This is a genomic window from Corynebacterium sp. UMB0012, from assembly GCF_030216265.1.
Classification (GTDB): domain Bacteria; phylum Actinomycetota; class Actinomycetes; order Mycobacteriales; family Mycobacteriaceae; genus Corynebacterium.
The window spans coordinates 103,377-125,905 of record NZ_JASOKQ010000003.1 but is presented as its reverse complement, the minus strand read 5'-3'; the positions used below and the strand labels follow the sequence as shown (position 1 = coordinate 125,905).

The 22,529-nt window shown below is 61.6% G+C and carries 23 protein-coding genes and 1 pseudogene; 5 read left to right on the top strand and 19 right to left on the bottom strand.

What is annotated here, in order from left to right; translation table 11 throughout:
* Positions 1-2: 2 nt before the first annotated feature.
* Positions 3-374, top strand: a complete 372-nt coding sequence (locus tag QP324_RS02690) for a hypothetical protein (RefSeq protein ID WP_239278072.1) — start codon at positions 3-5, stop codon at positions 372-374.
* A gap of 111 nt (positions 375-485) precedes the next feature.
* On the opposite strand, the gene QP324_RS02685 is transcribed toward QP324_RS02690, so the two are convergent.
* Positions 486-1,649 (bottom strand): GuaB3 family IMP dehydrogenase-related protein, encoded by a 1,164-nt coding sequence (locus QP324_RS02685; protein WP_284814323.1) that lies wholly within the window; start codon positions 1,647-1,649, stop codon positions 486-488.
* Between the two features lie 7 nt (positions 1,650-1,656).
* The gene (guaB, locus tag QP324_RS02680; RefSeq protein ID WP_049378915.1) at positions 1,657-3,177 is read right to left on the bottom strand and encodes an IMP dehydrogenase; all 1,521 of its coding nucleotides are present in this window, start codon (positions 3,175-3,177) and stop codon (positions 1,657-1,659) included.
* A gap of 119 nt (positions 3,178-3,296) precedes the next feature.
* Here guaB and QP324_RS02675 point away from each other — a divergent pair, with 119 nt between their 5' ends.
* Complete coding sequence (locus QP324_RS02675; RefSeq protein ID WP_005326826.1) at positions 3,297-3,668, top strand: DUF5319 domain-containing protein; 372 nt, start codon at positions 3,297-3,299, stop codon at positions 3,666-3,668.
* A 3-nt stretch (positions 3,669-3,671) separates the two neighbouring features.
* Here the strand turns inward: QP324_RS02675 and QP324_RS02670 are convergent, their stop codons facing one another.
* Entirely contained in the window at positions 3,672-4,427 is a 756-nt protein-coding gene (locus QP324_RS02670) for a hypothetical protein (RefSeq protein ID WP_284814318.1), read from the bottom strand.
* Between the two features lie 65 nt (positions 4,428-4,492).
* Complete coding sequence (locus QP324_RS02665; protein WP_239278076.1) at positions 4,493-5,065, bottom strand: sigma-70 family RNA polymerase sigma factor; 573 nt, start codon at positions 5,063-5,065, stop codon at positions 4,493-4,495.
* A gap of 306 nt (positions 5,066-5,371) precedes the next feature.
* Between QP324_RS02665 and QP324_RS02660 the strand changes: the two genes are divergently transcribed.
* Positions 5,372-5,674, top strand: a complete 303-nt coding sequence (locus QP324_RS02660; protein ID WP_005326832.1) for a WhiB family transcriptional regulator — start codon at positions 5,372-5,374, stop codon at positions 5,672-5,674.
* Between the two features lie 27 nt (positions 5,675-5,701).
* Here the strand turns inward: QP324_RS02660 and QP324_RS02655 are convergent.
* The 5 genes and pseudogenes from QP324_RS02655 to QP324_RS02635 all read right to left on the bottom strand — a co-directional run.
* A pseudogene (locus tag QP324_RS02655) lies at positions 5,702-6,602 on the bottom strand (AAA family ATPase); the annotation flags it as partial.
* A gap of 54 nt (positions 6,603-6,656) precedes the next feature.
* Entirely contained in the window at positions 6,657-8,273 is a 1,617-nt protein-coding gene (gene groL, locus QP324_RS02650; protein WP_239278078.1) for a chaperonin GroEL, read from the bottom strand.
* An 8-nt stretch (positions 8,274-8,281) separates the two neighbouring features.
* Entirely contained in the window at positions 8,282-8,575 is a 294-nt protein-coding gene (gene groES / locus QP324_RS02645) for a co-chaperone GroES (RefSeq protein ID WP_005322702.1), read from the bottom strand.
* Between the two features lie 186 nt (positions 8,576-8,761).
* Complete coding sequence (locus QP324_RS02640; protein WP_239278079.1) at positions 8,762-10,003, bottom strand: FtsX-like permease family protein; 1,242 nt, start codon at positions 10,001-10,003, stop codon at positions 8,762-8,764.
* The gene (locus QP324_RS02635) at positions 9,987-10,592 is read right to left on the bottom strand and encodes an ABC transporter ATP-binding protein (protein ID WP_239278080.1); all 606 of its coding nucleotides are present in this window, start codon (positions 10,590-10,592) and stop codon (positions 9,987-9,989) included. The genes QP324_RS02640 and QP324_RS02635 overlap by 17 nt, the downstream gene beginning before the upstream one ends.
* Positions 10,593-10,704: 112 nt before the next feature.
* Between QP324_RS02635 and QP324_RS02630 the strand changes: the two genes are divergently transcribed.
* Positions 10,705-11,847 carry a sensor histidine kinase gene (locus QP324_RS02630; RefSeq protein ID WP_239278081.1) on the top strand — a complete coding sequence of 381 codons (1,143 nt, stop codon included), beginning with the start codon at positions 10,705-10,707 and terminating at the stop codon, positions 11,845-11,847.
* Positions 11,844-12,479, top strand: coding sequence for a response regulator transcription factor (locus QP324_RS02625; RefSeq protein WP_239278082.1), 636 nt, complete (start codon positions 11,844-11,846; stop codon positions 12,477-12,479). The genes QP324_RS02630 and QP324_RS02625 overlap by 4 nt, the downstream gene beginning before the upstream one ends.
* 18 nt (positions 12,480-12,497) lie before the next feature.
* On the opposite strand, the gene QP324_RS02620 is transcribed toward QP324_RS02625, so the two are convergent.
* The 10 genes from QP324_RS02620 to QP324_RS02575 all read right to left on the bottom strand — a co-directional run bounded on the left by QP324_RS02620 (position 12,498) and on the right by QP324_RS02575 (position 22,399).
* On the bottom strand, positions 12,498-13,961 hold the full coding sequence (locus QP324_RS02620; protein WP_284814315.1) for a metallophosphoesterase family protein: 1,464 nt from the start codon (positions 13,959-13,961) through the stop codon (positions 12,498-12,500).
* 122 nt (positions 13,962-14,083) lie between these two features.
* On the bottom strand, positions 14,084-14,512 hold the full coding sequence (locus QP324_RS02615) for a hypothetical protein (RefSeq protein WP_005322709.1): 429 nt from the start codon (positions 14,510-14,512) through the stop codon (positions 14,084-14,086).
* A gap of 90 nt (positions 14,513-14,602) precedes the next feature.
* Complete coding sequence (gene tsaD, locus QP324_RS02610; RefSeq protein ID WP_284814313.1) at positions 14,603-15,646, bottom strand: tRNA (adenosine(37)-N6)-threonylcarbamoyltransferase complex transferase subunit TsaD; 1,044 nt, start codon at positions 15,644-15,646, stop codon at positions 14,603-14,605.
* 9 nt (positions 15,647-15,655) lie between these two features.
* Complete coding sequence (rimI, locus tag QP324_RS02605) at positions 15,656-16,144, bottom strand: ribosomal protein S18-alanine N-acetyltransferase (protein ID WP_284814311.1); 489 nt, start codon at positions 16,142-16,144, stop codon at positions 15,656-15,658.
* A complete protein-coding gene (gene tsaB, locus QP324_RS02600) occupies positions 16,141-16,848 on the bottom strand; it encodes a tRNA (adenosine(37)-N6)-threonylcarbamoyltransferase complex dimerization subunit type 1 TsaB (RefSeq protein WP_284814309.1) in 708 nt (235 codons plus the stop codon). The genes rimI and tsaB overlap by 4 nt, the downstream gene beginning before the upstream one ends.
* A complete protein-coding gene (locus QP324_RS02595) occupies positions 16,848-17,357 on the bottom strand; it encodes a hypothetical protein (RefSeq protein WP_284814307.1) in 510 nt (169 codons plus the stop codon). The genes tsaB and QP324_RS02595 overlap by 1 nt, the downstream gene beginning before the upstream one ends.
* Before the next feature lie 163 nt (positions 17,358-17,520).
* Positions 17,521-19,110, bottom strand: a complete 1,590-nt coding sequence (locus QP324_RS02590; RefSeq protein WP_239278087.1) for an aspartate:alanine exchanger family transporter — start codon at positions 19,108-19,110, stop codon at positions 17,521-17,523.
* 89 nt (positions 19,111-19,199) lie between these two features.
* Complete coding sequence (gene tsaE / locus QP324_RS02585; RefSeq protein ID WP_284814305.1) at positions 19,200-19,700, bottom strand: tRNA (adenosine(37)-N6)-threonylcarbamoyltransferase complex ATPase subunit type 1 TsaE; 501 nt, start codon at positions 19,698-19,700, stop codon at positions 19,200-19,202.
* Positions 19,690-20,793, bottom strand: a complete 1,104-nt coding sequence (alr, locus tag QP324_RS02580) for an alanine racemase (RefSeq protein ID WP_284814349.1) — start codon at positions 20,791-20,793, stop codon at positions 19,690-19,692. Before alr ends, tsaE begins: the two co-directional genes overlap by 11 nt.
* 82 nt (positions 20,794-20,875) lie before the next feature.
* Positions 20,876-22,399 carry an ABC-F family ATP-binding cassette domain-containing protein gene (locus tag QP324_RS02575; protein WP_284814303.1) on the bottom strand — a complete coding sequence of 508 codons (1,524 nt, stop codon included), beginning with the start codon at positions 22,397-22,399 and terminating at the stop codon, positions 20,876-20,878.
* Positions 22,400-22,529: the final 130 nt, after the last annotated feature.

The window sequence follows — 22,529 nt, the reverse complement described above, 5'->3', positions numbered from 1 at the left end:
TTATGAAGCGCTTGACTATTGTGCTCGCCGCGGGGCTGTTGTTGTGCGGTTGTGACGCCACCCCAACTACGGCCGAGGTGGCGTCTGCGCTGGATGAACAAGGCCCGCAACAGGTGACGCTTCCGGCCGCGGAAGTCTTTGGAAGCGAGTGGGATGAGTGGGTTCCATTGTGCGGCACGCAGCAGGCAGAGCGCGTGGGGCATCCAGAAGTAGCGCAAAATTCGGTGGTTCTACGCGCGAGCGGCGAAGAAAAGGTTGTAGAGCTCAATCCCTCGGGAGTACGCGTGTGCCCAGTCCACAACGCAGGGCAATGGCGGCCGATGACGGGCAAGACCACGTGGAGGCGCGAAGGCGGCTGGCAATTGGTTTCCTAACCACTCTCCTACCTCGCCACCTGGCATCTGTTCAGCGGCGAAGGAAGCAATAGGGCAAAGAAACGCGGCTGCGCCAAGAAGGCACAGCCGCGTCGGGGACTCTCGCGCGGATTAGTAGCGAACGGCGAGTTCGACCTTCTGGAAGGACTTCAGGTCGGTGTAGCCACACTTGGCCATGGAACGGCGCAGCGCGCCGACCAGGTTGGTACGGCCGAAGGGCTCGCTGGAGGGACCGTGCAGCACGGTTTCCAGCGACGGGGCGGCCGACTCTTCGGCGGCTTCGGCCGGGGTACCGGTGGTGAGGAAATCGACGTCCAAGTCGGTATCGGCCCCGGAGAACTGGACGAAGCCGCGTGGGAAACGCGGGTGGCCGGCCGTGGCGGGCCAGTACCAGCCCTTGCCGCCGGCCTCGCGGGCCTGGGCAAGCAGTGGGCCGAGAGCAACACCGTCAGCGCCGCAGGCAAAAGCCTTGGCAATATTGCCGGAGTTTTCAAACTCGGTATCGGCGATGATGTGGACATAGCGGCCGCCGGTCTCGTCGAGGTAGTCGCGGCGGGCTGCGGCGGCGTCGGCAATCGCGGTGCCCATGGCCGAGTCGATGCCCACGGTCTCGGCGTTGGTGGTCACACCCGCGCCTACGATGACGCCGGCCGCGCCGGTGCGCATCAGGTGTAGCGCGGTGGTGTAGTCGGTGACTCCGCCGGCAATGACGGGAACGTCAAGGGAGCCAATGAACTCCTTGAGGTTCAGCGGCTCACCACCGGTAGCCACGTGCTCGGCCGAGACCAGGGTGCCCTGGATAAACAGCAACTCGGCACCGGCCGCGATGACCTTCGGGGCCATCTCGCGAGCATTTTGCGGAGAAACGCGCACAGCAACGGTAACTCCGGAGTCGCGGACTTGGGAGATGCGCTCGGTAAGGAGGGCGTCGTCAAGCGGGGAGGCGTGCAACTCCTGGATGATGGAGTTATCGCCCGGCTGCGAGTAAATGCGGGCTAGGGCGCCCTCGAGGTCCTTGTGACGGCCCCACAGGCCCTCGGCATTAATGACGCCCAGGCCGCCTTGCTTGCCCATCTCGATGATGAACTCGGGGGTGGCGAGCGCATCAGTGGGGTGGGACACGAAGGGGATGTCGAAGGTATAGGCGTCGATGTGCCAGGTGGTGTCCACGTCCTTGGAGGAACGAGTGCGGCGCTGCGGCACGATGGATAGTTGCTCTAGATCGAAGGTACGGCGGGCCTCGCGGCCGATGCCGATTTCGGCGTATTCACGCATGATATTCCTAGCGGTAGTTTGGTGCTTCTGCGATTTGCTGCAGGTGGTGCGGGTGGGATTCCTTTAGGCCCGCGGCGGTGATTTGAACGAAGCGCTTGGTCTTCAGCTCGGCCAGGGTGGCGGAGCCGGTATAGCCCATCGAGGCGCGCAGACCGCCGATAATCTGGTGCACGATGGCATCGATATCGCCGCGGAAGGGCACGCGACCCTCGACGCCTTCCGGAACCAGCTTGTCCTCGCTGCGGACGTCGGCCTGGAAGTAGCGGTCCTTGGAATAGGAGCGCTTCTCGCCGGAAAGTCCGCGACCCTGCATGGCGCCCATGGAGCCCATGCCACGGTAGCGCTTGTACTGCTTGCCCTGGTAGACCACGATGTCGCCGGGGGCTTCGGTGGTACCGGCAAACATGGAGCCCAGCATGACGGTATCGGCGCCGGCCGCCAGGGCCTTGGCGACGTCGCCAGAGTACTGCATACCACCATCGCCGATAACCGGCACACCGGCCGGTCCAGCTACTGCGGCGGCCTCCATCAGGGCGGTAATCTGCGGCGCGCCCACGCCGGCGACGACGCGGGTGGTGCAAATGGAGCCCGGGCCGATGCCGACCTTGATGGCGTCGGCACCGGCATCGATCATTGCCTGTGCGGCCTCGCGGGTGGCGAGGTTACCGCCGATGACATCGACCTTGGAACCGAAATCCTTTTGCACGCGGGAGACCATTTCCAGCACGCGGTTGTTGTGGGCGTGGGCGGAGTCGACGACGAGGGCGTCCACGCCGGCGTCGACAAGCGCGGCGGCGCGCTGGTAGGACTCTTCCCCGGTACCGATGCCGGCCGCAACCAACAGGCGGCCGGCCGAGTCCTTGGACGCGTTGGGATACTGCTCGGTCTTGACAAAGTCCTTGACGGTAATCAGGCCGGTGAGCTTATTATCCGCATCGACGATGGGCAGCTTTTCCACCTTATTGGCCGAAAGCAGTTCGAGGGCTTCCTTCTTAGACACGCCCTCGCGCGCAACGACGAGAGGCATGGCCGTCATGACCTCGCTGACCTTGCGGTCAAAGTCAGGTTCGAAGCGCATATCGCGGTTGGTGCAAATGCCCACCAGGGTGCCATCCTCGTCTACCACCGGCAGGCCGGAGATGCGGAAGCGGGCGCACAACGCGTCTACTTCCCCGATGGTCATATCCGGGCGGGCGGTGATGGGGTCGGTGACCATGCCGGACTCGGAGCGCTTCACAATCTCTACCTGCTCGGCCTGGTCCTCGGTGGACAGGTTGCGGTGCAGCACGCCGATACCACCCTGGCGGGCCATGGCAATGGCCATGCGGGCCTCGGTCACGGTATCCATGGCGGCCGAGGCAAGCGGAACGCCGAGGCGGATATTGCGGGTAAATTGCGCGCCAGTATCGACCTCGGAGGGCACGATATTGGATTCGGCGGGCAAAAGGAGCACATCATCAAAGGTCAGGCCGCGCAGGGCTACCTTGTTCGGGTCATCTCCACCAGTATGAATACGGTTCTCGCTCATCGAGGTCTCTCCTTAACAGGTTTAGCGGCTAACCTAACTGTAGTGCGTTGCCGGCCGAAGACACCATTTGGGCAGGGGGTAAATTGCCTCGGGCGAGCAAGTTCAATAGGCTCGCAGGCGTGAACTTCTTCGCCAATATGCCCCGCGATCCTTTCGCCGACGACCCGAATGACCCCGCCTCCTTCTTGGAGGAGGACGAGCAGGTCATGCCGCTTACCGACGACGACCGGATCGCCATCATCCACGACCTCGCGCTGGTGCAGAAATTCGCCTCCATCCTCGGCCCACGCGGCATCGATGGCATCTTCTTCCTGTGCGAGGATTGCCAGGAGAACCACTTCTATGAGTGGGATATTATGGCCGCTAATATGCGCGCTACGCTCGAAGGGGAGCTAGCGCCCGTGCATGAGCCGGGCGCCGAGCCAGATCCCTCCCGCTACGTGCCTTGGGACTACGCCTTGGGCTACTTGGACGGCCTAGAGGGCCGCTAGTTTCTACTGCTGCTGGCCCAACTCGATGGTGGTCGTCGGCTCATCCTCAACGTTGGGATTGGGCTGCGGGTTTGGCTGCCCTTGTTCCGTGACCACCACGGTTTCGGTGGCGTACTGAGTTTCGGTCACGGTGACCTGCTCCGGTTGCTGTTCCGGTTGCGAAGCTTCTTCCGCCACGGTTTCGGTGGCAGTCTCCGTCACGGTGTGCGGGGTGGGCTTCGGGTGCGCAGAGCGCTTTCGATCCGCCTCGCGGTTGGCGGCGATGGCCTTTTCTTCTTTGCCTTCGGCCTCATCCAGCTTGGCGCGGGCATCCTTCATCAATTCGCGAGCGCCTTCAATATCGCCTTCGGCCGCGCGAGATTCCATCTCTTCCAGCGTGCCAGCCAGCTCTACATTGCGGGTCTTATCGCCCTTATCAAAGGTTCCGGCGTGCAGCATGGCTCCACCGGCTCCAGCGATGACTAGAGTTGCGGCCGCCGCACCGATAAGCCCATGTACGAACGGGCCGCCACGGTGGCGCTTGCGGGCCTGGCCTAGGTCGATGACCTCAGGCTCAGCATCGGCGCCTTCTACCAGCGGGGCTGGAGGCATCTGCTTGTCGACGTCCCCCTTTAACTCCAGCAGCAGCTCTGCCAGGTCATCCTGGCCGTCGGAAGGGTTAGTTTCCTTCGAAAGCTCGGTGAGGAATGCATCATCATCTACCAAGGGCTGGAGCTGGTCTGCTAGGCCGGCATTATCGCCGTGGTGCTTCGGTGCCATGATGGTGTCTCTCCCCCTTCCTTTCTATTAAGAGATATCTGCTGTAAGAGTCGGCCTCTAGGCCCTTAGCGCGCAGTTTCCTGGGCGGCTTGGAGAGCCTTTCGCAATTGAGCGAGTGCTCGGTGTTGCGCGACACGAACCGCACCTGGGGTGGAACCCACAATTTCCGCGGTCTCTTCTGCCGACAAACCGTTGAACACGCGCAGAATAACGATGTTTTTCGCCTTGTCACTTAACGTATCGAGCAAGGCGCGCATTCTGTTACTACCGTCGGCCTCCAATGCCCACTCTTCAGGGGTTGCGTCACGCGCGGAGTCTTCCGGAATTTCTTCGGTAGGGGTGGACTTATCGCGCCCCATGGCGCGGTGGGCATCGGTGACCTTATTGAACGCGATGCCGTAGACATAGGCCATAAACGGGCGGCCTTTGTCCTCGTAGGAGCCAATAGAGGTGGCAACTGCAAGACAGATCTCTTGGGCTACATCCTCCGCGGTAGGTTGGCGACCGCCACCGATGCGGGCGCGGCAGTAGCGCAGCACCTGCGGGTGAATGATCCGCAGGACTTTTTGCAGCGCTCGACGGCTGCCGTCGACGGCATGCGGGACGAGATCCGCTAGCTCCTGTTCCTTATCACTCACGTATGCACCCTCTGACATGTTTTAAACCGGTAACTAACCATATTGGCACACGGGAAGTTTATGCAAAGGCGACGCGCGACCCCAGCGCCTGCACAACCCGAGCGGCAGAAAATTCATAAACCGTTAACCTTTGCCGTTTCCGCTGGTAGACCGTGGTGCAGGCGGGGTGAGCATGGGAAGAATACCTAAAAGTCAAAAATCGGTAACCCACCGTTTACCCACGCACGAAACACTACGTGAGGTTGCTTCCCGTAACGCTGCGGAAGCCACACTAGAATTCTCGCCCTTACAAAGGAGCTAAGTAACGTGTCTCAGCCTCATTTGCTTCCCGGTCCCACCGCTGACCTGTGGGATTGGCAGCTACAAGGCGCCTGCCGCGGAGAAAACTCGGACGTGTTTTATCACCCAGATGGCGAGCGCGGCCGCGCCCGCGCCCAGCGCGAGAACCGTGCCAAGGCCATCTGCAATTCTTGCCCGGTCATTGATCTGTGCCGCGAGCATGCCCTGCAATCCGCCGAGCCTTACGGCGTCTGGGGCGGAATGAGCGAATCCGAGCGCGTCGTTGCACTGCGCCAACGTCGCCGCGCCGCAGCGCCGGTCAACGCTTAAGGCAGAAGGTTAGGAGGAGACGAGGGCGTCGGCAAGAAAGCGCCCCGTCACTGAGTCTTGCTGCTCGGCTAAATCGGCCGGGGTGCCGCTAAAGACAAGCTGGCCGCCGGCCGAACCGGCACCGGGCCCCAAGTCGATGGCGTGATCCGCATGCGCGAGAACGGCCAGATTGTGGTCGATGCAGACGACGGTATGTCCGGAGTCCACCAGCTCATCCAGCAGCGCCAGAATCCGCGCGGTATCCGCTGGGTGCAGGCCGGTGGTGGGCTCATCGAGGACCAGCACATCAGCGGTAGATTTCTTATCGCTCAGGTGCGCCGCAAGTTTGAGGCGCTGACGCTCGCCGCAGGACAAAGTAGATAGCGGCTGGCCTAGGGCGACATACCCCAGGCCGACGGTGCACAAGGTATCGCAGATTTTCGCCGCGGCCGGTGCCCTCGCATTCGGGGCACATGCCGCCGGTGCGCTCGAAACGGCGCACCTCCTTGGTGCCGTTAACCTCGATGGCGCCCTGGCCGGAGGCGGAGGGGACGTTAAAGGAGTAGGCCGCCGGGCCGCCGGCGCGCGGGGTGGCCATGCGCGAGTACAGCACGCGCAGCATGGCAGTGATATCGGTGGCGGTGCCAAAGGTGGAGCGAGAGGAGGCGGCCATGGGCTCCTGGCCCACCACGATGGCGGCCGTAAGATGCTCTAGCTTATCGACGTCCGGCCGGGCCAACGACGGCATAAACCCCTGCACGAAGCCGGGGTAGGTCTCGTTGATAAGCCGCTGGGACTCGGCCGCGATGGTGTCGAAGACCAGGGAGGACTTGCCGGAGCCGGATACACCGGTGAGGACGGTGAGCTGGCGCTAGGGGATGGACAGGGCGATATCGCGCAGGTTGTTTTCGCGCGCGCCGGTGACCTTGATGTATTCCACGGCCCTAATCTAGGCACAACAAAACCCGCCGCGCGGGAAGCGGGCGGGCGTTGTTGGGAAGGTTTAGTGCTGGTGGCCGTGACCGGCGTCAGCAGGCTGCTCTTCCTGTGGTTTTTCCACCACGGAGGCCTCGGTGGTTAGAACCATACGGGCCACGGAAGTGGCATTGACCACGGCCGAGTGGGTGACCTTGACTGGGTCGATAATGCCGTTATCGATGAGGTTGCCGTACTCCAGGGTATTGGCGTTGAAGCCCTCACCGTTAGACATCTCGGCGACGCGGGAGACGACGACGGCGCCGTCGAGGCCAGCGTTTTCGGCGATCCAGAACGCCGGACGGGTCAGGGCGCGGGCGACGGCGAGAACGCCGACCTTAGCCTCGCCCTCGAAGCCCTCGGCAAAGGACTCGAGTTCCTTGGAAATCTGGACCAGCACGGAGCCGCCGCCGGCGATGACGCCCTCTTCGACGGCCGCGCGGGCCGCGTTGATGGCATCTTCGACGCGCAGCTTGCGCTCGTTGACCTCGGTCTCGGTAGCGGCGCCAACGCGGATGACGGCCACGCCACCGGAAAGCTTAGCCAGGCGCTCCTCGAGCTTTTCCTTATCCCAGGTGGAATCGGTGCGCTCGATCTCGCGACGGATCTGCTCGCGGCGTTCCTCTACTGCTTCAGCGGTGCCGCCGCCATCGACGATGACGGTGTCATCCTTGGTGATGGTCACGCGGCGGGCAGAACCCAGCACGTCGAGGCCAGCCTCGTTGAGGTTAATGCCCACCTCTGGGTCGATGACGGTGGCGCCGGTAACGACGGCCAAGTCATCCATGAATCCCTTGCGGCGCTCGCCAAAGTACGGGGCCTTAACGGCAGCGACCTTGAGCACCTTGCGGATGGAGTTGACGACGAGAGCCTGCAGCGGCTCGCCCTCGACGTCCTCCGCAATAATGAGGGTCGGGCGGTTGGTCTCGGCGATCTTCTCCAGCAGCGGCAGGAAGTCCGGCAGGGAGGAGATCTTGTTGCGGACGAGCAATACTGCGGCGTCGTCCAGCACGGCGTGGTAGGTCTCTTCCTCCGTAGCGAAGTACGGGGAAAGGTAGCCCTTGTCAAAGGAAATACCCTCGGTGACATCGACGGCGGAGTCGATGGTCTGGGATTCCTCGACGGTGACCACACCGTCCTTGCCCACCTTGTCCATGGCGCCGGCAACCATCTCGCCGACCTCCGGGTCACGGGAGGAGACGGTGGCTACCTGGGCGATTTCAGAGGAGGAGTTGACCGCGGTGGCGCGGGCCTTGAGCTCCTCGACGGCCTTTTCGGCCGCCGCCGCGATGCCGCGGTTGAGCTCGATGGGGTTGGCGCCGGCCGCTACGTTGCGCAGGCCCTCGAAGATGAGCGCCTGGGCCAGCAAGGTAGCGGTGGTGGTGCCGTCACCCGCGGTGTCATTGGTCTTGACCGCAACGGACTTGACCAGCTGCGCGCCGAGGTTCTCGAAGGGCTCCTCAATGTCGATATCGCGGGCGATGGTCACGCCGTCATTGGTGACGGTGGGGCCACCGAAAGCCTTGGACAGCACGACATTGCGGCCGCGCGGGCCGAGGGTGACCTTGACGGCATCAGCCAGCGTATCGACGCCGCGCTGGATTCCCTCGCGGGCTTCTTGGTCGAATGCAATGAGCTTTGCCATATTTGGGCCTACTTCTCGATGACGGCGAGCAGGTCACGGGAGGACAGCAGCAAGTACTCCTCACCGTTGTACTTCAGCTCGGTGCCGCCGTACTTGGAAAAGACAACGGTATCGCCCTCGTTGACGCCTACCGGGGTGACCTCACCCTTGTCGTTGGTGCGGCCTGGGCCTACGGCAACGACGGTAGCTTCCTGCGGCTTTTCCTTGGCGGAATCTGGGATAACCAGGCCGGAAGCGGTGGTGGTTTCAGCTTCTACGATCTGTACGAGGACGCGGTCCTCGAGAGGCTTAATGTTTGCCATGATGTTTCCTCCGTAGTGTTCGTATGCGCGCCGGTATGGCGCGCGCGTGCCGGTTGTGGATGTCCAGCACAGCCGTCGTCGCGGGTGAACAACTGTGGGTCAAACAACCTGATTAGCACTCTACCCTCGTGACTGCTAACCCTCAACAATGACCCGGCCCACATTCCTACGCCCTCAGCGATCCCTTCAGCGCTCTCGTTGCCCGGCGCACACGAAGCCGGCCAGCGCCAGCTTGACGACGCCCAGGGCGATAAACATGACACCAAAAATCACGGCGAAGGCCGGCCACCACAGCTCGTCTACCAGCGTTCGGCCGAAGGAAACCTGTGGGGTGAGCAGGTGGTGGAGTGGGAGGAGCGTCGCCAAGCACAGCGCCCACACCACGCCGGCCGCAGTAAGGGTAAGGCAGGCCGCCTCCCCCACTTGCACGCGCGCCCAGGCCGAGGGGGTGGCGCCAGCCAGAGTGAGGCCGCGGATATCGGAGGCGATGCGCCCGCGCATCAGCAGCGAGGTAAGCACGGCGCCCACGATGCTGGGTGCAAAGACCGGCCCTAAAAGGGCGACAAAGACCTGCCACGAGGACAAGGTGCCGCCGGCGCCTGCGTCGTTTCCAAAGCGCAGGCCCGAGCCGACGGCGACGATAAAACCGCCGACCAGCACCCACGGCACGATGTGTGGGGTGGAAAAGTGCCGGCGCACGCGCACGTTGGCCCCAGCGATGCCGGCCGTGCGGGTCCATTGGTCGATGCCGGGCATGAGCCAAGGTAAGAAGAGGGCGACGAGGATGACAAGCCCCATTTCGGCCGACAAGAGATCACCCGGGTCATCGATGTGCAGGCACCCATAGACCGTGCCGCCGACGGCCACGGCCGCAAGCAGGAATTTCACCAGAAGCCACGCCGGGTGTGCGGTAGTGCGCGGCCGGAATACGCGGCGCAGTGGAGGCAGTGCACCAACCAGGGCCGCGGACGTGCAGACGGCTACCGAAATGACAACAACCTGGCCGGTTATGGCAATGTCCGGCATGGGAATGCCGTCGCTGCGCAGGGCGCGCACGCACGGTGCGAGCAGCGGATGGGCCGGCAGCACACCGAGGAGCCCGGCGACCGCGCTGACCACTGCGACGTGGCCCAGGATGAAAGAGAGAATCATCCAGCCGGGCATGCCCACCATGCGCCAGGAGCGGTAGACCGGCTCGCGCTCGGCAATGATAAGGCGCATCTGCGATAGCGTCACCAACACCACCACGCACAGGGCCATGCCCAGCACCGTGCCACCCAGCGGGCCGGCGGGATTTTCTTCGGCGCCCGAGGAAGCCACCAGCATGGCCAGCGCCAGGGTGCACGAGGTGGAAGACACTACCAAGGTCAGCGCCACGGCCAGCCACGATAGCCAATTGGACTGTAGGTCCTTAAGCCACACCAGCATGGGCCACCTCCTCTAAGGAGATGATCCGGTCGGCCGCCTCAGCGGCGAAGTGCGAGTGAGTCACCATGACCACGCTGGCGCCATCGCGGGCGGCGGCGCGCAGGTGGGAAAGGACGGTGGATGCGGTGGCATCGTCAAGCGCGCCCGTGGGCTCGTCGGCGAAGATATAGGGCGCCTGGGCCAGCAGTGCCCGGGCGACGGCCACGCGTTGCTGCTGTCCGCCGGAAAGCTGCGCGGGCAGGCGGCGCTCCAACCCGCTAAGGCCAAGCGAGTCAAAGACCGCAGCCACCTTGCCGCGTGTAGGGCGCCGGCCGGAAAAGCGCGCGGTCAAGGTAGCATTGCGCTGCGCGTTGAGGGATTCCAGCAGGTTATAGTCCTGGAAAACAAAGGCTCGCTGCTTGCGCCCCGGCGCATTGACTCGGCCGGAAGTGGGCTTATCTAGCCCGGATAACAGGTTCAGCAGCGTGGTTTTGCCGCTTCCTGAAGGTCCCATGATGGCGACGAATTCTCCTGGGGCGATAGACACATTGACGCGATTGAGCACGGTGTGGCGGCCGTAGCGCTTGCTGAGGTTGTCTGCTTTTAACATGCCTTTGATTCCACTCGGCCGCGCAGAAGAAAGACATGGGGCGGGCTACCCGGAAAATGGTAGAGCTAGCTCTACTGCCCCCACCGCGGCAGGGCGGCTAGGCTCATGGGTTATGCGAACCCTCAAAGCCTGCGCGTGGAGCCTCGTCCTCGGCGCGCTATTTATCCCGGCGTTGGTGGTTTCGGTACTGATGCTGCCGTGGATTCCGCTGGTGGGACGCGCCGCGGAATTTGTCGGCCGGTTGGGTGCGCAGTGGATGGGTGTACAGATCCCACCCCGGCGTGCGGGCCGTTGGTTTGATTGGCAGCAGTTTTATCACCTTATTGTGCAGCTATTGATTTCGGCTGCCTGCTTTGCCGCGTGGACTGCCGTGGGTTTTACGGCGGGCGTCCTGGTAATTGCGCCGTTCGTGCCAAAGGCCGAATTCTCCTTTGGCGAGTGGTCCACCACCAACCGGCCGCTCATTTTCTTCACCTGCTGGCTCACCGCGGCGCTGCTGGTGGCTTTATTGGTGGGACTTAACCGCCTCTTGGTCTTGGCATCGACCTCGCTGACTCGGCTGGCATTGAGTCCTTCGGCCGAGGAGTTGGCGGCCTCGCGTGCCACGCTTATCGATGCCTTCTCCGGCGAGCGCCGCCGCATCGAGCGCGAGCTGCACGATGGCCCGCAGCAGTACCTCACTGCGCTCAAGCTCAACTTGGCCGCAGCGAAATTGCAGGCCCCTCCCGAGGCGCAACCGGCCCTGGCCGATGCGGAACATAATGCCTCTTTGGCCTTGGCCTCCCTGCGGGCGACGGTGCGCGGCATCGCCCCGCAGGTGCTTTTCGACGCCGGATTAATCCCCGCCCTCGACGAACTCCTCGCCCACTCCGGGCTGGAGGCAGAGCTACACGTCGAAGGCGCCGAGCGCTCCGTGGATGAAACCACTGCCCTGCTGGCTTACCACGCGGTGGCCGAGGCGCTTACTAATGCGTCCAAGCATGGCGCGGCCACTGAGGCGATGGTAACGGTTGCTTTCGGGCAGACGTTGCGCCTAGACATCGTTGATAATGGCACCGGACCCTGCCCCGGCCCCGGAGCTGACCTCGGCCACACGGCCAAGGAGCCAGCTGAGACGGGCACCGGTCTCGCCGGGCTGCGCGAACGCGCCGCCGCACTGGGCGGCACGGTGAACTTTTCGGCAGCAGATGACACGACTGCGGGTGAACGCGGTGGCCGGCTGCAGGTCGAATTACCGCTAAAGGAGGCGGAATGAAACTACTACTGGCAGAAGACTCCGCGCTATTGCGCGCGGGGCTCGAGCAGCTACTCAGCGCTCTGGGGCATAGCGTTACGGCGGCCACCGATGCCGAAGAACTGCGCGCTATTGCCGGGCAGAAAGATTTCGACCTGATTATCAGCGATGTGCGCATGCCACCGACCATGACCGACGATGGCTTGCGCGCCGTGTATGACCTGCGAGCAGCCAATCCCACCCAGCCGGTGGTGGTGCTGAGCCAATACGTAGCGGCAAGCTACCTCGACCGGCTCTTGGAGCACGGCGGCTTTGGCTACCTGCTCAAGGAGCGTGTTTCTGATGTGGAAGAATTCGTGCGCACGCTAGACGAGGTCGCCCGCGGCGGCACCGTGGTGGACCCAGAGGTCGTAACTGCGCTGCTGTCGGCGCGGCGTACTGGTTTAGCCCAGCTCACCGCCCGCGAGCGGGAGGTACTGGGGCTTATGGCCCAAGGATTGAGCAATAAAGAAATTGAAGACACGCTCGTTCTTACCGCCGGAGCGGTAAGCAAGCATGTCTCCAATGTGTTTATGAAGCTCGGGTTTCGGCCCGAGGATTCCAACCGGCGGGTCAAGGCCGTATTGGCGTGGCTGCGCCATACGGAGCGCTAGCCAATGGGGCGACGCTAGCTACTTCTTCGAGCTGAGCCCGCCGAAAATATCGCTGGAGCTCAGGGAGCTGCCGTCCTTCGGATCCTTAGGCACCGCTGGGGTGTCTGGGTCGGTGGACTCGGCGGAGTCGGCGGGGTTGGTGGCGTCGTCGGCAGGCGCAGCGCCGCGGTCCTTCTTCTTGAGGGAAACCTTGTCCACCAGCGTGTTATCTCCTGCGTTGAAGGTGGTGAAGGTGAGCTTGTCATCGGTGACATCCACTCGCATGTAGTCCTCGGTGTAGTCCTGGCGCCACATAGCGGTGGACTCGTGGGCAAGCTTTGGATCGATGGTCTCCATGCGCGCGCCCTTGTGCTTTTTGTTATTCACGTCGGTGAAGTCGTAGTACTTGCCGCCGCCCGCGGTGGTGGTGGTCAGGTACAGCGCCTCGCCCTCCTTGGGCTCGAGAACGTCGCCGCGCTGCGGCTTCTTTTCAGGCAGGACCGGCTTATTGTTCTTCATCAGGTGGCTGCGGGTGTAGATGTGATCATGGCCGGAGAGCACGGCATCGACGTTGAGCTCAGAGAGTACCGGAGTGAGCTTCTCGCGCAGGTTGGTGACGTCCTTATCAAAATAATGGGTGCCCTGGGAGTATGGGCCGTGGTGCATGCCAACGACGATCCAGTCATTATCCGCGCCGCGGGATTCGATGGCTTCGCGCAGGAACTGCTCGTGGCGGGCGATATCGGCGTCGGAAGAAGCATTGGAGTCCAAGCCGATGAAGAGTACGTTATTGCGCTCGAAGTAGTGGTCGCGGATATCGTCCGCCTGGTGCGGGTTAGAGAAGTGCTCATCATGGTGCTTCATGGTGAGGTTATAGGTCTCATGGTTACCTGGGACCGTGTTGGTGGGGATGTGGCGGATCTCCGGAGCGGAGAAGTACGCATCGTACTGCGGCACATGGGCGCCCCAGCCCTCAACCTGGTCACCCAGAGACCAGATCATGCTGGCATTCGGCACATGGGAGGCCGCGCGGCCGATGGTCTTGCGCCACTGTTCGGCTTGCTCATCCACCTTGAGGTCCACGCCGATCTGCGGGTCCGCGACGGTAAGGAAGGACCAGTCATCGCCATTGGAGCCGGTGTTGAAAGTCTCTGGCTCGGACCAGCCGCCTTCCTCGGAGCCAACGCGGTAGGTGTACTCGGTATCCGGGTGCAGATCGGTGGCGGTGGCGAACTGGGACTTATACAGCAAGGCGCCAAAGTCGCGCTCGTCGGCGCGGAAGGTCGTGGTGCCTTCTGGGCCGGTGACCTCGAGGACCTCGTCTGCCTTGGACTTAGTGCGCCAGGTGACCATGACCTGGGATTCATCTTCGCCCGGCTGCAGGATGGTGCGGTAGATGGGCGAGTCAGCAGCCAGCGCCGGGGTGGCGGGCACGACGGCGGCAGCGCCACCCACGGCGAGGGCGGTGGCGAAGGAGGCGACGAAGCGCGATGAACGATGCATACAGTTTTCACCTTTGGAGTCTTAGAAGGAGCGGTACGGCTCCCTAGAACACCATAAGAATGTGAACACCGTATTACGGGCGCGTGAAAAGCGCTTGAACCCTATCTGTGAGGGGCTGGAGTTTAGAGGCTCTTATCGGAGTTGATAACGGCCGCGCGCCAGAGGGTGTACTCCTCCGGGTTATCTTCGCGGTAGTTCTTCACTGCACGAATGCCCTGCTCCACGGACTCGATAACGGCATCGATGGTGGTGTCTTCGCCCTCGGCATCAACGAAAATGACCGGGCCGCAGATGGAGCGGATGGGGTCTTGCAGGAAGGCGGCGTTGCCGGTGGCGGCTGCGTTGCGCGCCAGGGAGGCTACCGGGTTCGGCTCGGCGCCTTCGGCCTTGGCTTCGGGGTTGTAGAGCGCGGCGTAGGTGGTGCCATCTTCTTGGAATACAACGGATACGCGGTCCTCGGTGGTGCCGCCCAGGAACTGGTTGGCGTGCTCCAGCTCGAACTCCAGCTTGCGGCGGGTGAGATCAGGGTTAACAAGGAAACCGACAGTCATGAGAGAAAGCTCCTTCAGAAAGCCAAGAGGGCATGAACGCCTTTAGAGTACCGGCCCCGCGCCCCGCCTGCAGCGCGAGCGAGAAGAACTTTAGGTTAACTGCGGCTCTTCCACATCCAGCTGGGTATCGGTGCCTACGCCGAGGCCAGAGGGCTGGGCACCTTCATGGATGAGTTGCGCGCCGACGGCCGCGATCATCACGCCGTTATCGGTGCACAGGGAAAAGCGCGGCACACGCAGTTCCACCCCGGCGGCGGCGCAGCGCTCGGCGGCCAGCTCGCGCAGGCGGGAATTAGCGGCCACGCCGCCTCCCAATAGCAGCACCCGGGCGCCGGTGTCCTCGCAGGCACGCACGGCCTTGGCGGTCAGGACATCGGCCACGGCTTCTTGAAAACTGGCGCAGACATCTTCCACGCTGATGGTCTCCCCTGCCTTTTCGGCGCGCTCCACGTAGCGGGCCACGGAGGTCTTGAGCCCGGAGAAGGAGAAATCGTGGCGGTGCGGGCCGCGCAGATCCTCGGCGCGGGACATGCCGCGCGGGAAATCGATGGTGGCTTCGCCGCGGGCGGCGAGCTTATCAATCACCGGGCCGCCCGGGTAGCCCAAACCAAGGAGACGGGAGACTTTGTCGTAGGCTTCACCGGCGGCGTCGTCAAGCGTAGAGCCCAACTCGCGCATGGGCTTGCCGACGGCTTCTACCTCCAATAGCTGCGTATGCCCGCCCGAGACCAAGAGGGCCACCGAGTGCGGCAGCTCTTCGCCTTCTAAGTTGGCCACGGCAACGTGGCCGCCCAAGTGGTTAACGCCGTAGAAAGGCACGCCCCAAGCCGCGGCATAGGCCTTAGCGGCCGAGGCTCCCACCAGCAAGGCACCGGCTAGACCCGGCCCCACGGTGGCGGCGATGGCATCTGGCTTTTCGATGCCCGCCTCATCCAGCGCCGCCTGCATGACCTGCGGCATGGCCTCAAGGTGGGCGCGGGAGGCGATTTCCGGGACGACGCCGCCGAAACGCGCGTGCTGCTCCATGGAGGAAGCAACGGCATTGGCGAGGATTTCCATGTGGCCGTCCTCGCGCAGCTCGACGATGCCCACGCCGGTTTCATCGCAGGAGGACTCGATGCCCATGATCTTCATGACTGCTCCTTAATCTTCTGGGCGCTCGGACTGGCGCGGGCGCACCATCACGTGCGCATCCGACCCGGAAGGTTGGTAATAGTTCTTGCGGATTCCCTGCTTGGCAAAGCCGTAGCTCTCATACAGGCCAATAGCGGGATCATTGCCCACGCGAACTTCGAGGAAGACCGGGGCATCCTTAAGATCTGCGATATGGCAGATATTGTCCATCATCATCCGCGCGATGCCGCGGCGTTGCGCGGCGGGGTCGACGCCGATGGTGTGGATTTCAAATTCCGGGTCCGCGGCTGGGCCCATCATGCCGATGCCCGCATAGCCCAAAAGCTTTACGGGCGCCGGTTCCTCGATCGCGCCTTCCACCCCGAGATAGAAGTTGAAGGGCTGGGCCATTTCTTCCCGGAAAATCCGGCTGGACCACGGGGTTTCTCCGGGAAATAGGACCTCTTCCAGCTCGGCGCACCGGGGTGCATCGGCTGGGGTTAGCTCGCGCAGCTTCACAGCTCGACCTTCGGGATGGCGGCAGAAAGCTGTTGCTGCTTCGGAGGGACCGCATCTGGGCGGCGTAGATACAGCGGCACGACGGGAGCCGGTTCTGCCTCTAGGTCGGCCGCGGCAACGAGGGCTGCCGCGGTTGGCTGGGCCGCGCGGTGCGGCAGGGCGGCGAGCAGCTCGGGGAGTTGCTCAGCAAGGCGGTCGGGGATGATGACCTCGGCGGTGGAGGTAAGTTCCACCTCGAGTTCGGCCGGTTTCGTGACCGCGGGGCCAGAAATGCGCTGCACACCGGAGTCGGTAGCGCGATAAGTGGCCCAGTAGATCTCCTTGCGGCGAGCATCGGTAGCTACCAAGGCGGTGGCTTCGTCGGCCGCGGCGGCAGGATCTACGTGAAGCTCGGCGGCGGCCGCGATGGCATCGTGGGTGCAGATGCCGTGGAGGGGGATCGAGAGGGCGTCGGCAAGCGCGGAGGCCGTCGCCATACCCACGCGCAACCCGGTAAATGGACCCGGGCCCACGCCGGTGACCACCGCATCGAGATCGGAATACTCCATGCCCGCTTCTGCGAGGACCTCGGTGATGGTAGGAATGAGCAGCTCATTATGCGCGCGGGTATCCTCCAACACACGCTCGGTGGTCTGCCCGGTGGCGGTATCCACTACCCCGGTAACGAGGGCGGTGGTAGCCGTATCGATCGCGAGGACGCGCATTAGGCGACCATCTTCCAGGTGCCATCCTCGCGCTGGAAGCCCAGCGGCTGGGTGCCCTGGATCATGGGAACGCCGCCATCAAGGCTCTGGCCCTGCTGCTCCATGGCCTTGACCTGCATGTCAATCATCTCGCACACCTCGACCTTCTCCGGATCCAGCTCTTCGATGAAGGGCTTAGCGCTCTGGGAAATGGCTACCGCGTAGCTCTTGCCTTCCGGCACCGCACCGTCTTCAAAGGTGATGTTCTCGGTATCGATCTGTGCCTCTTTAACCTTGTCTTCACGCATGCCCGGGCAGATGAAACCAATGGCAGGGTATTCCTCGCCATAGACGTCGGTGGGCATGACGGTCATGACCTCCAAGTTATTTGGCGCCTTGGCCAGCGTGGAGGAGAGGTTTCCCTCTAAGTGGTTTTCCTCGCGCAGTGTGGAGGAAGCAAGAAGAACCATCATGACAACGATAAAGATGGCGATGATGGCGGCGGTGAGGTTGCGAGCGAAATTAGTCATGGGGTGAGTATGGCTCCTTGAAAAATGTTTAAGTATCAGGCGGGCGGCGGTAGTTCTGGCAACCGATGCTACCTGGTTAACCGCAACACAAAACCCACAGGGTAGTGCCTGCCAGTGTAGGCGGGCGACCCTGTGGGTGAGTAATTAACGCGCGATATTGCCGCTATAGCAACAGCAAGAGCAATACCTGCGAGGCAATAATCTTGCCGATAATTGTGGTGGGATAGACCGTGGCCCATCCGCGGCCGGCCAGCTCGGTGCCGGTTTGATCACGAATATAGGCAAAGACTGCGGGGTTGGTGGTCATGCCGGCCGCACAGCCCATGGCTTCGTCCCACTTGAGCTTCAGCACCAGCATGCCGATGACGCCGATCAGGATGGCGGAGACCAACGTGATGATAAGGCCCACGCCCATGATGGTCAGGGAGGATGGATCCGTCAGGGCATCGCGGAAGGAGGCGCCGGCCGAAGTGCCCACGCCGGCGAGGAACAAGGTAAGGCCCATATTGGACAAGGTCTCACGGGTGTGGAATGGCATCTGCCAGTTCAACGGGCCGGTACGGTTGAGGTAGCCCAAGAGCAGGCCGACGACCACGGGGCCGCCACCAAAGCCCAGCTGCAGGGTGGAACCGCCCGGCATCGGAATCGGAATGAGGCCAAGCAGCATACCCAAGGTCAGTCCGATGGCCATGGACAGCAGGTCCGCATTACCCAACGCGGCCTCAGAGTCGCCGAGGTATTTGCGCACGTACGGCAGGCGGCTCGGGCTGGTGACCACGCGAACGCGATCCGAGTAGTTGAGCACGGTGTCCGGGTGCGGGACGAGGTCCTTATCGCCCTTACGGATACGAGCGATGATGAAGCCGTGGTCGAGGGCCTTGATCTCGCGGACAGACTTACCGGCAATTTCCGGGTTGGACACGGTAACGCGACTGTACTTGAGACCGGCTTCCTCGGTCAGCTCCACTGGGTGTTCCTCACCCAAGATCTCAATGGCCTTGTCGACGGCCTCTTCGGAGCCATTGAGCAGGTATGCTTCACCCTCGCACAGTGGCATTTCCGGGACGGCGAGGCGATGGCGTTCCTCATCGGAGATGATACGAGTAGCCACCACGGTCTGGCCGGTAACGCGGTAGATATGGCCAGCGGTGTCATTGAAGTTCTTGGTCAGGCGCACGCCTTTGGCTACGAGCTCGGCGGGAATCATGCCCTCTGCGCGGGCATCTTCCTCATGGTTCACCTTGACAACCTTGGCGCCGATGGCGGCGACGAGAATCGCGCCGATTACCGCACCTGGGTAGGCCAAGGAGTAGCCAACGACCGGAGTGGAATCGCCCACCATTTCCACCACAGCGGCCATGCCCGGCGTGGAGGAGAGCGAACCGGCGAACATGCCGACGGCCTCTGGCACGCTCAGGCCAAAGCCACGGATGAGGCCATAGCCAACCGCAACCAAGACAACCAACATGCCCAGCATGAAGACGGTGAGCTTCCAGCCGCGGGTTTTAAACTCGCGAACAAAGGAGGGCCCGAAGCTGAGGCCAATGGCATAAACGAAGATCGCCAAGCCAAATTGATAGACCAGCGGCGGAATTTGGATATCCGGATTGGCAGTAGATAGACCCAGCGCCACAAACATCGCAGCCGCGGCACCGAGAGAGATGCCGAAGATCTTGATCTTGCCAATCGCTAGACCCACCGCCATGATGACGAAGAGAGAAAGCAAAGGACTTGAGGCGAGAAAATTCAACACCTTAATAGAATTACGTAGTGGTTATACCCGGATCAAGTCAGCGGTCTGGGATATTCATCACTTAAATCACTTTTATATACAGAGATGTGCTATGCACCATTTTTCCAAGACCATGTGAAGCGGCGAACATCTTCGTCTGCGCCGGCATACTCTGCCGGCTCGCGGTCAATGCTGATAAATAGGTAGCGCTCCGCAATCTGCTCTACTAGTCCCCCGCCCCATTCGGCAATAACCACGGCGTCCTCTAGCTCCGTGTCCAAGTCCAAGGCGTCCAGTTCCCCTAGCGGGTCCCCGGAATTAGCACCGCCTTCATCGAGCAGGCGGTAGGCATCCACATGCACAAGGTCTGGCCCACCCACCGTGGAGCGATGCACGCGGGCGATAACAAAGGTCGGCGAGGTAACGCGACCTTTAACGTGCATGCCCTTGGCGACGCCCTGCGTCAGCGTCGTCTTTCCAGCCCCCAACGGACCATCCAGAATCACTACATCGCCGGCTTCAAGCACCGCACCTAGCTCTTCACCAAAGGCATAGGTTTCTTCCACCGTGGATAGGTCGCGGCTGCCAGATTCCGGAAAGCTACTGCGCATCTTCTTCTCCTATATATTCGCGTTCGGTGCGGCCATCGGGCAGGCAGACAACCTCGTAGTTAATGGTGCCTGCTGCCGCGGCGAGATCCGTGGCCGCTACTCCCCCGTTGCCAAAGATCACGGCTTCTTGGCCTGGCTCTACGCCATGCGGGTTATCACCCAAGTCCACCACGATCTGATCCATACAGATTCTTCCTACCTGTGGGTAGAGGTGCCCACCAATGCCCACGCGCAGGTCGCCCTGATAGCCGCGCGGCAGGCCATCTGCGTAGCCGCAATCCACCGTGGCTAAGAAACCCGGCTTATCCGCCTTCCAGGTCAATCCATAGCAGGTGCCCTCCCCCGGCTGAATGGGCTTTACATTAAAAATCTGCCCGGACCAGGTCATGGCCGGGCGCAGGCCATGCTCGAGCCCTTCAATCGGTTCCAAACCATAGCAGGCGACACCTACGCGCACCTGCTCAAAATAGGAGGAAGGACGCGTCAGTACGGCAGGTGAATTGGCCAGGTGGTTAACCGGGCACTCCAGCCCAATTTCGCGCGCGAGCCGCAGGGCCGTGCGGAACGCCTCCTCTTGGGCGTCATTGTGCGGATTATCCGGCTCATCGGCACACGCAAAGTGAGACATGAGCCCGAGCACCTTGATGTGCGGGGCATCGCGCAGCACCTTAAAGGTCTCTGCCCAATCCTCTTCATCCACACCGGAGCGGTGCATGCCGGTTTCCACCTTGACGTATACCTCAGCAGGAAAATCGGCCTTGACCAGCTTATGCGCCTGCTCAAGGGAGTTGACCGCTACCTCGATTCCATTGGCCAAGGCTTCTTCGAGGATTTCATCTGTTTGCCAGATCCAAGCCACGATGGGCGCATCCACGCCTGCGCGGCGCAGGTCCACCGCCTCTCGCAGGGTGGCCACGCCAAAGCAATCCGCACCGGCGCGCGCCATCACGGGCACAACCTTGGCCGCGCCGTGCCCGTAGGCATCGGCCTTGACCACGCACATGAGCTTGACCTCAGGCCCCACCTTTTCCTTGATGAGGCGGACGTTGTGCGCAATAGCGGAGAGATCAATCGTGGTTTTCAGCATGCCCACCATTGTGCCACTGCTCACCCTTGTGCTGAATTCGGGCAGGGTGTGGTGCACTGACTCGCGATACCTCCACCTTGGAGTCGGCTCATCCAATGTCTTCTATCGAAACTTGCCTCGTAAGTTCTATCCGCGAACAGAAATCTTCATCATGGCTCACCACTAGCAATGCGCCCCGATAGTTTCTCAAGACCGAGACCAACCAATCAACAGTTGAAATATCAATGTTGTTGGTCGGCTCATCGAGCATTAGCAATTGCGGCGCCGGATCCGCTAAGAGCACTCTGGCGAATTCCGCCCTAAATCTTTCGCCTCCCGAAAGGGTCCCAGTCAATGCATGAACCGAGTCAGATTGAAACAACAACTGAGCAAGCTGATCACGGATGAACTGCGGATCCTCTCGTGGATTCGCGTTAGTAACCACGTCCCATACGCTTAGAGAAGGATCTAATCCAATTCGTTGACGCAAATACCCCGAGTTGCCGATCACGTAGCCCGCCTCACCGGAGTTAATTCGGTTTAAGAGCGTGGTCTTGCCACTTCCATTTGGTCCTGACAAGCGCACCCGTTCTGGGCCGACAATCGTCAGCCCAGGAATCGAAATAACCCGCTTTCCTTCCGGCAGCTCAGTTTGTGGCAGCTCGATATAGACCGAATCATCATCTCGTATGTTTCGCTCAGCTCGAGCTAAAGAGCGTTGGGCCTCTTCAACTGCGCCTGAATGGATCTGCGCTCTGCGCGATGCCGTCTTTTCGGATCGCTGCTTATCAAGCTTCATCGTCATGCCTGGTTTGCGCTTCGACTCCGCGAACTTCTTTCCACGGCGCGCATCACGCGCAATCCGTGTTTGCATTGCTTGTCGTTCGCGGAGTTGCTGCTTATAAGTCGCCTTGGCGGTAGATACTGCTTTTTGAGCTACTTCCTGTTCTGCATTAATCGTGGCTAGGTAGTCGGAATAGTTGCCGTGGAAGAAGCGTAGGTTCCCATCCCTTAATTCCGCTACCTCGGAAACTACATCCAACAGGTCTTTGTCATGGCTTACCACTAGCACCGGCGCCGCGGCATTTACCAACATATCTTTCAGATGCTTCTTTGCAGTTCCGTCGAGGTTATTGGTCGGTTCATCGAGGATAATGAAATCTGGCTCGGACAAGAACACCGCCACCAAAGCGACGCGGACCGCTTCGCCTCCAGAGAGGCTTTTGATAGGGCGGTTCAACGGGATATCCAATCCGGCGGCGGAAAGGGCAGCGGCAATGCGCTCACCGACGTCCCATTGCTCCCCGATTAACTCATAAAGTTCTGGTTCATACTCACCGGCTTCGACTGCGGAAATCGCCGCGAGCACTTGGGTGACACCGAAGATGTCTGCTACTACATCATTTTCATTCCAAGCAAGGTCTTGTGGCAGGTACGCTATCGATTCCGGCTTTTCCACCGTTCCAGCAGTAGGCAAGATTTTGCCAAGGATGACGTTTAACAGAGTTGTCTTTCCTGCACCATTATCCCCAATGAGCGCAGTTAAAGGGCTGGAAAAGGCACCGTTTAGGCCACTGAAGCAGGTTGTGCCATCGGGCCATACTAGGGAAAGGTCGTTCAATAAAATAGGCATGCTTAAATCCGTTCTTCCTTTGGTGTTTTACGCAAAAACACGACGGATGAGCACTGCCTACTCCTTTCACCGACAACAATTGCTCCCAATAGCATAACAGTTTCAAGCTTCAATGAAATGCCAAAGCCCC

Coding starts and splice junctions, on each gene's coding strand:
- QP324_RS02690 (WP_239278072.1), top strand. CDS start 3: ATGAAGCGCTTGACTATTGTGCTCGCCGCGGGGCTGTTGTTGTGCGGT.
- QP324_RS02685 (WP_284814323.1), bottom strand. CDS start 1,649: ATGCGTGAATACGCCGAAATCGGCATCGGCCGCGAGGCCCGCCGTACC.
- guaB (WP_049378915.1), bottom strand. CDS start 3,177: ATGAGCGAGAACCGTATTCATACTGGTGGAGATGACCCGAACAAGGTA.
- QP324_RS02670 (WP_284814318.1), bottom strand. CDS start 4,427: ATGGCACCGAAGCACCACGGCGATAATGCCGGCCTAGCAGACCAGCTC.
- groL (WP_239278078.1), bottom strand. CDS start 8,273: ATGGCAAAGCTCATTGCATTCGACCAAGAAGCCCGCGAGGGAATCCAG.
- groES (WP_005322702.1), bottom strand. CDS start 8,575: ATGGCAAACATTAAGCCTCTCGAGGACCGCGTCCTCGTACAGATCGTA.
- QP324_RS02640 (WP_239278079.1), bottom strand. CDS start 10,003: ATGCTGGTGTGGCTTAAGGACCTACAGTCCAATTGGCTATCGTGGCTG.
- QP324_RS02635 (WP_239278080.1), bottom strand. CDS start 10,592: ATGTTAAAAGCAGACAACCTCAGCAAGCGCTACGGCCGCCACACCGTG.
- QP324_RS02630 (WP_239278081.1), top strand. CDS start 10,705: ATGCGAACCCTCAAAGCCTGCGCGTGGAGCCTCGTCCTCGGCGCGCTA.
- QP324_RS02625 (WP_239278082.1), top strand. CDS start 11,844: ATGAAACTACTACTGGCAGAAGACTCCGCGCTATTGCGCGCGGGGCTC.
- QP324_RS02620 (WP_284814315.1), bottom strand. CDS start 13,961: ATGCATCGTTCATCGCGCTTCGTCGCCTCCTTCGCCACCGCCCTCGCC.
- QP324_RS02615 (WP_005322709.1), bottom strand. CDS start 14,512: ATGACTGTCGGTTTCCTTGTTAACCCTGATCTCACCCGCCGCAAGCTG.
- tsaD (WP_284814313.1), bottom strand. CDS start 15,646: ATGAAGATCATGGGCATCGAGTCCTCCTGCGATGAAACCGGCGTGGGC.
- tsaB (WP_284814309.1), bottom strand. CDS start 16,848: ATGCGCGTCCTCGCGATCGATACGGCTACCACCGCCCTCGTTACCGGG.
- QP324_RS02595 (WP_284814307.1), bottom strand. CDS start 17,357: ATGACTAATTTCGCTCGCAACCTCACCGCCGCCATCATCGCCATCTTT.
- tsaE (WP_284814305.1), bottom strand. CDS start 19,700: ATGCGCAGTAGCTTTCCGGAATCTGGCAGCCGCGACCTATCCACGGTG.
- QP324_RS02575 (WP_284814303.1), bottom strand. CDS start 22,399: ATGCCTATTTTATTGAACGACCTTTCCCTAGTATGGCCCGATGGCACA.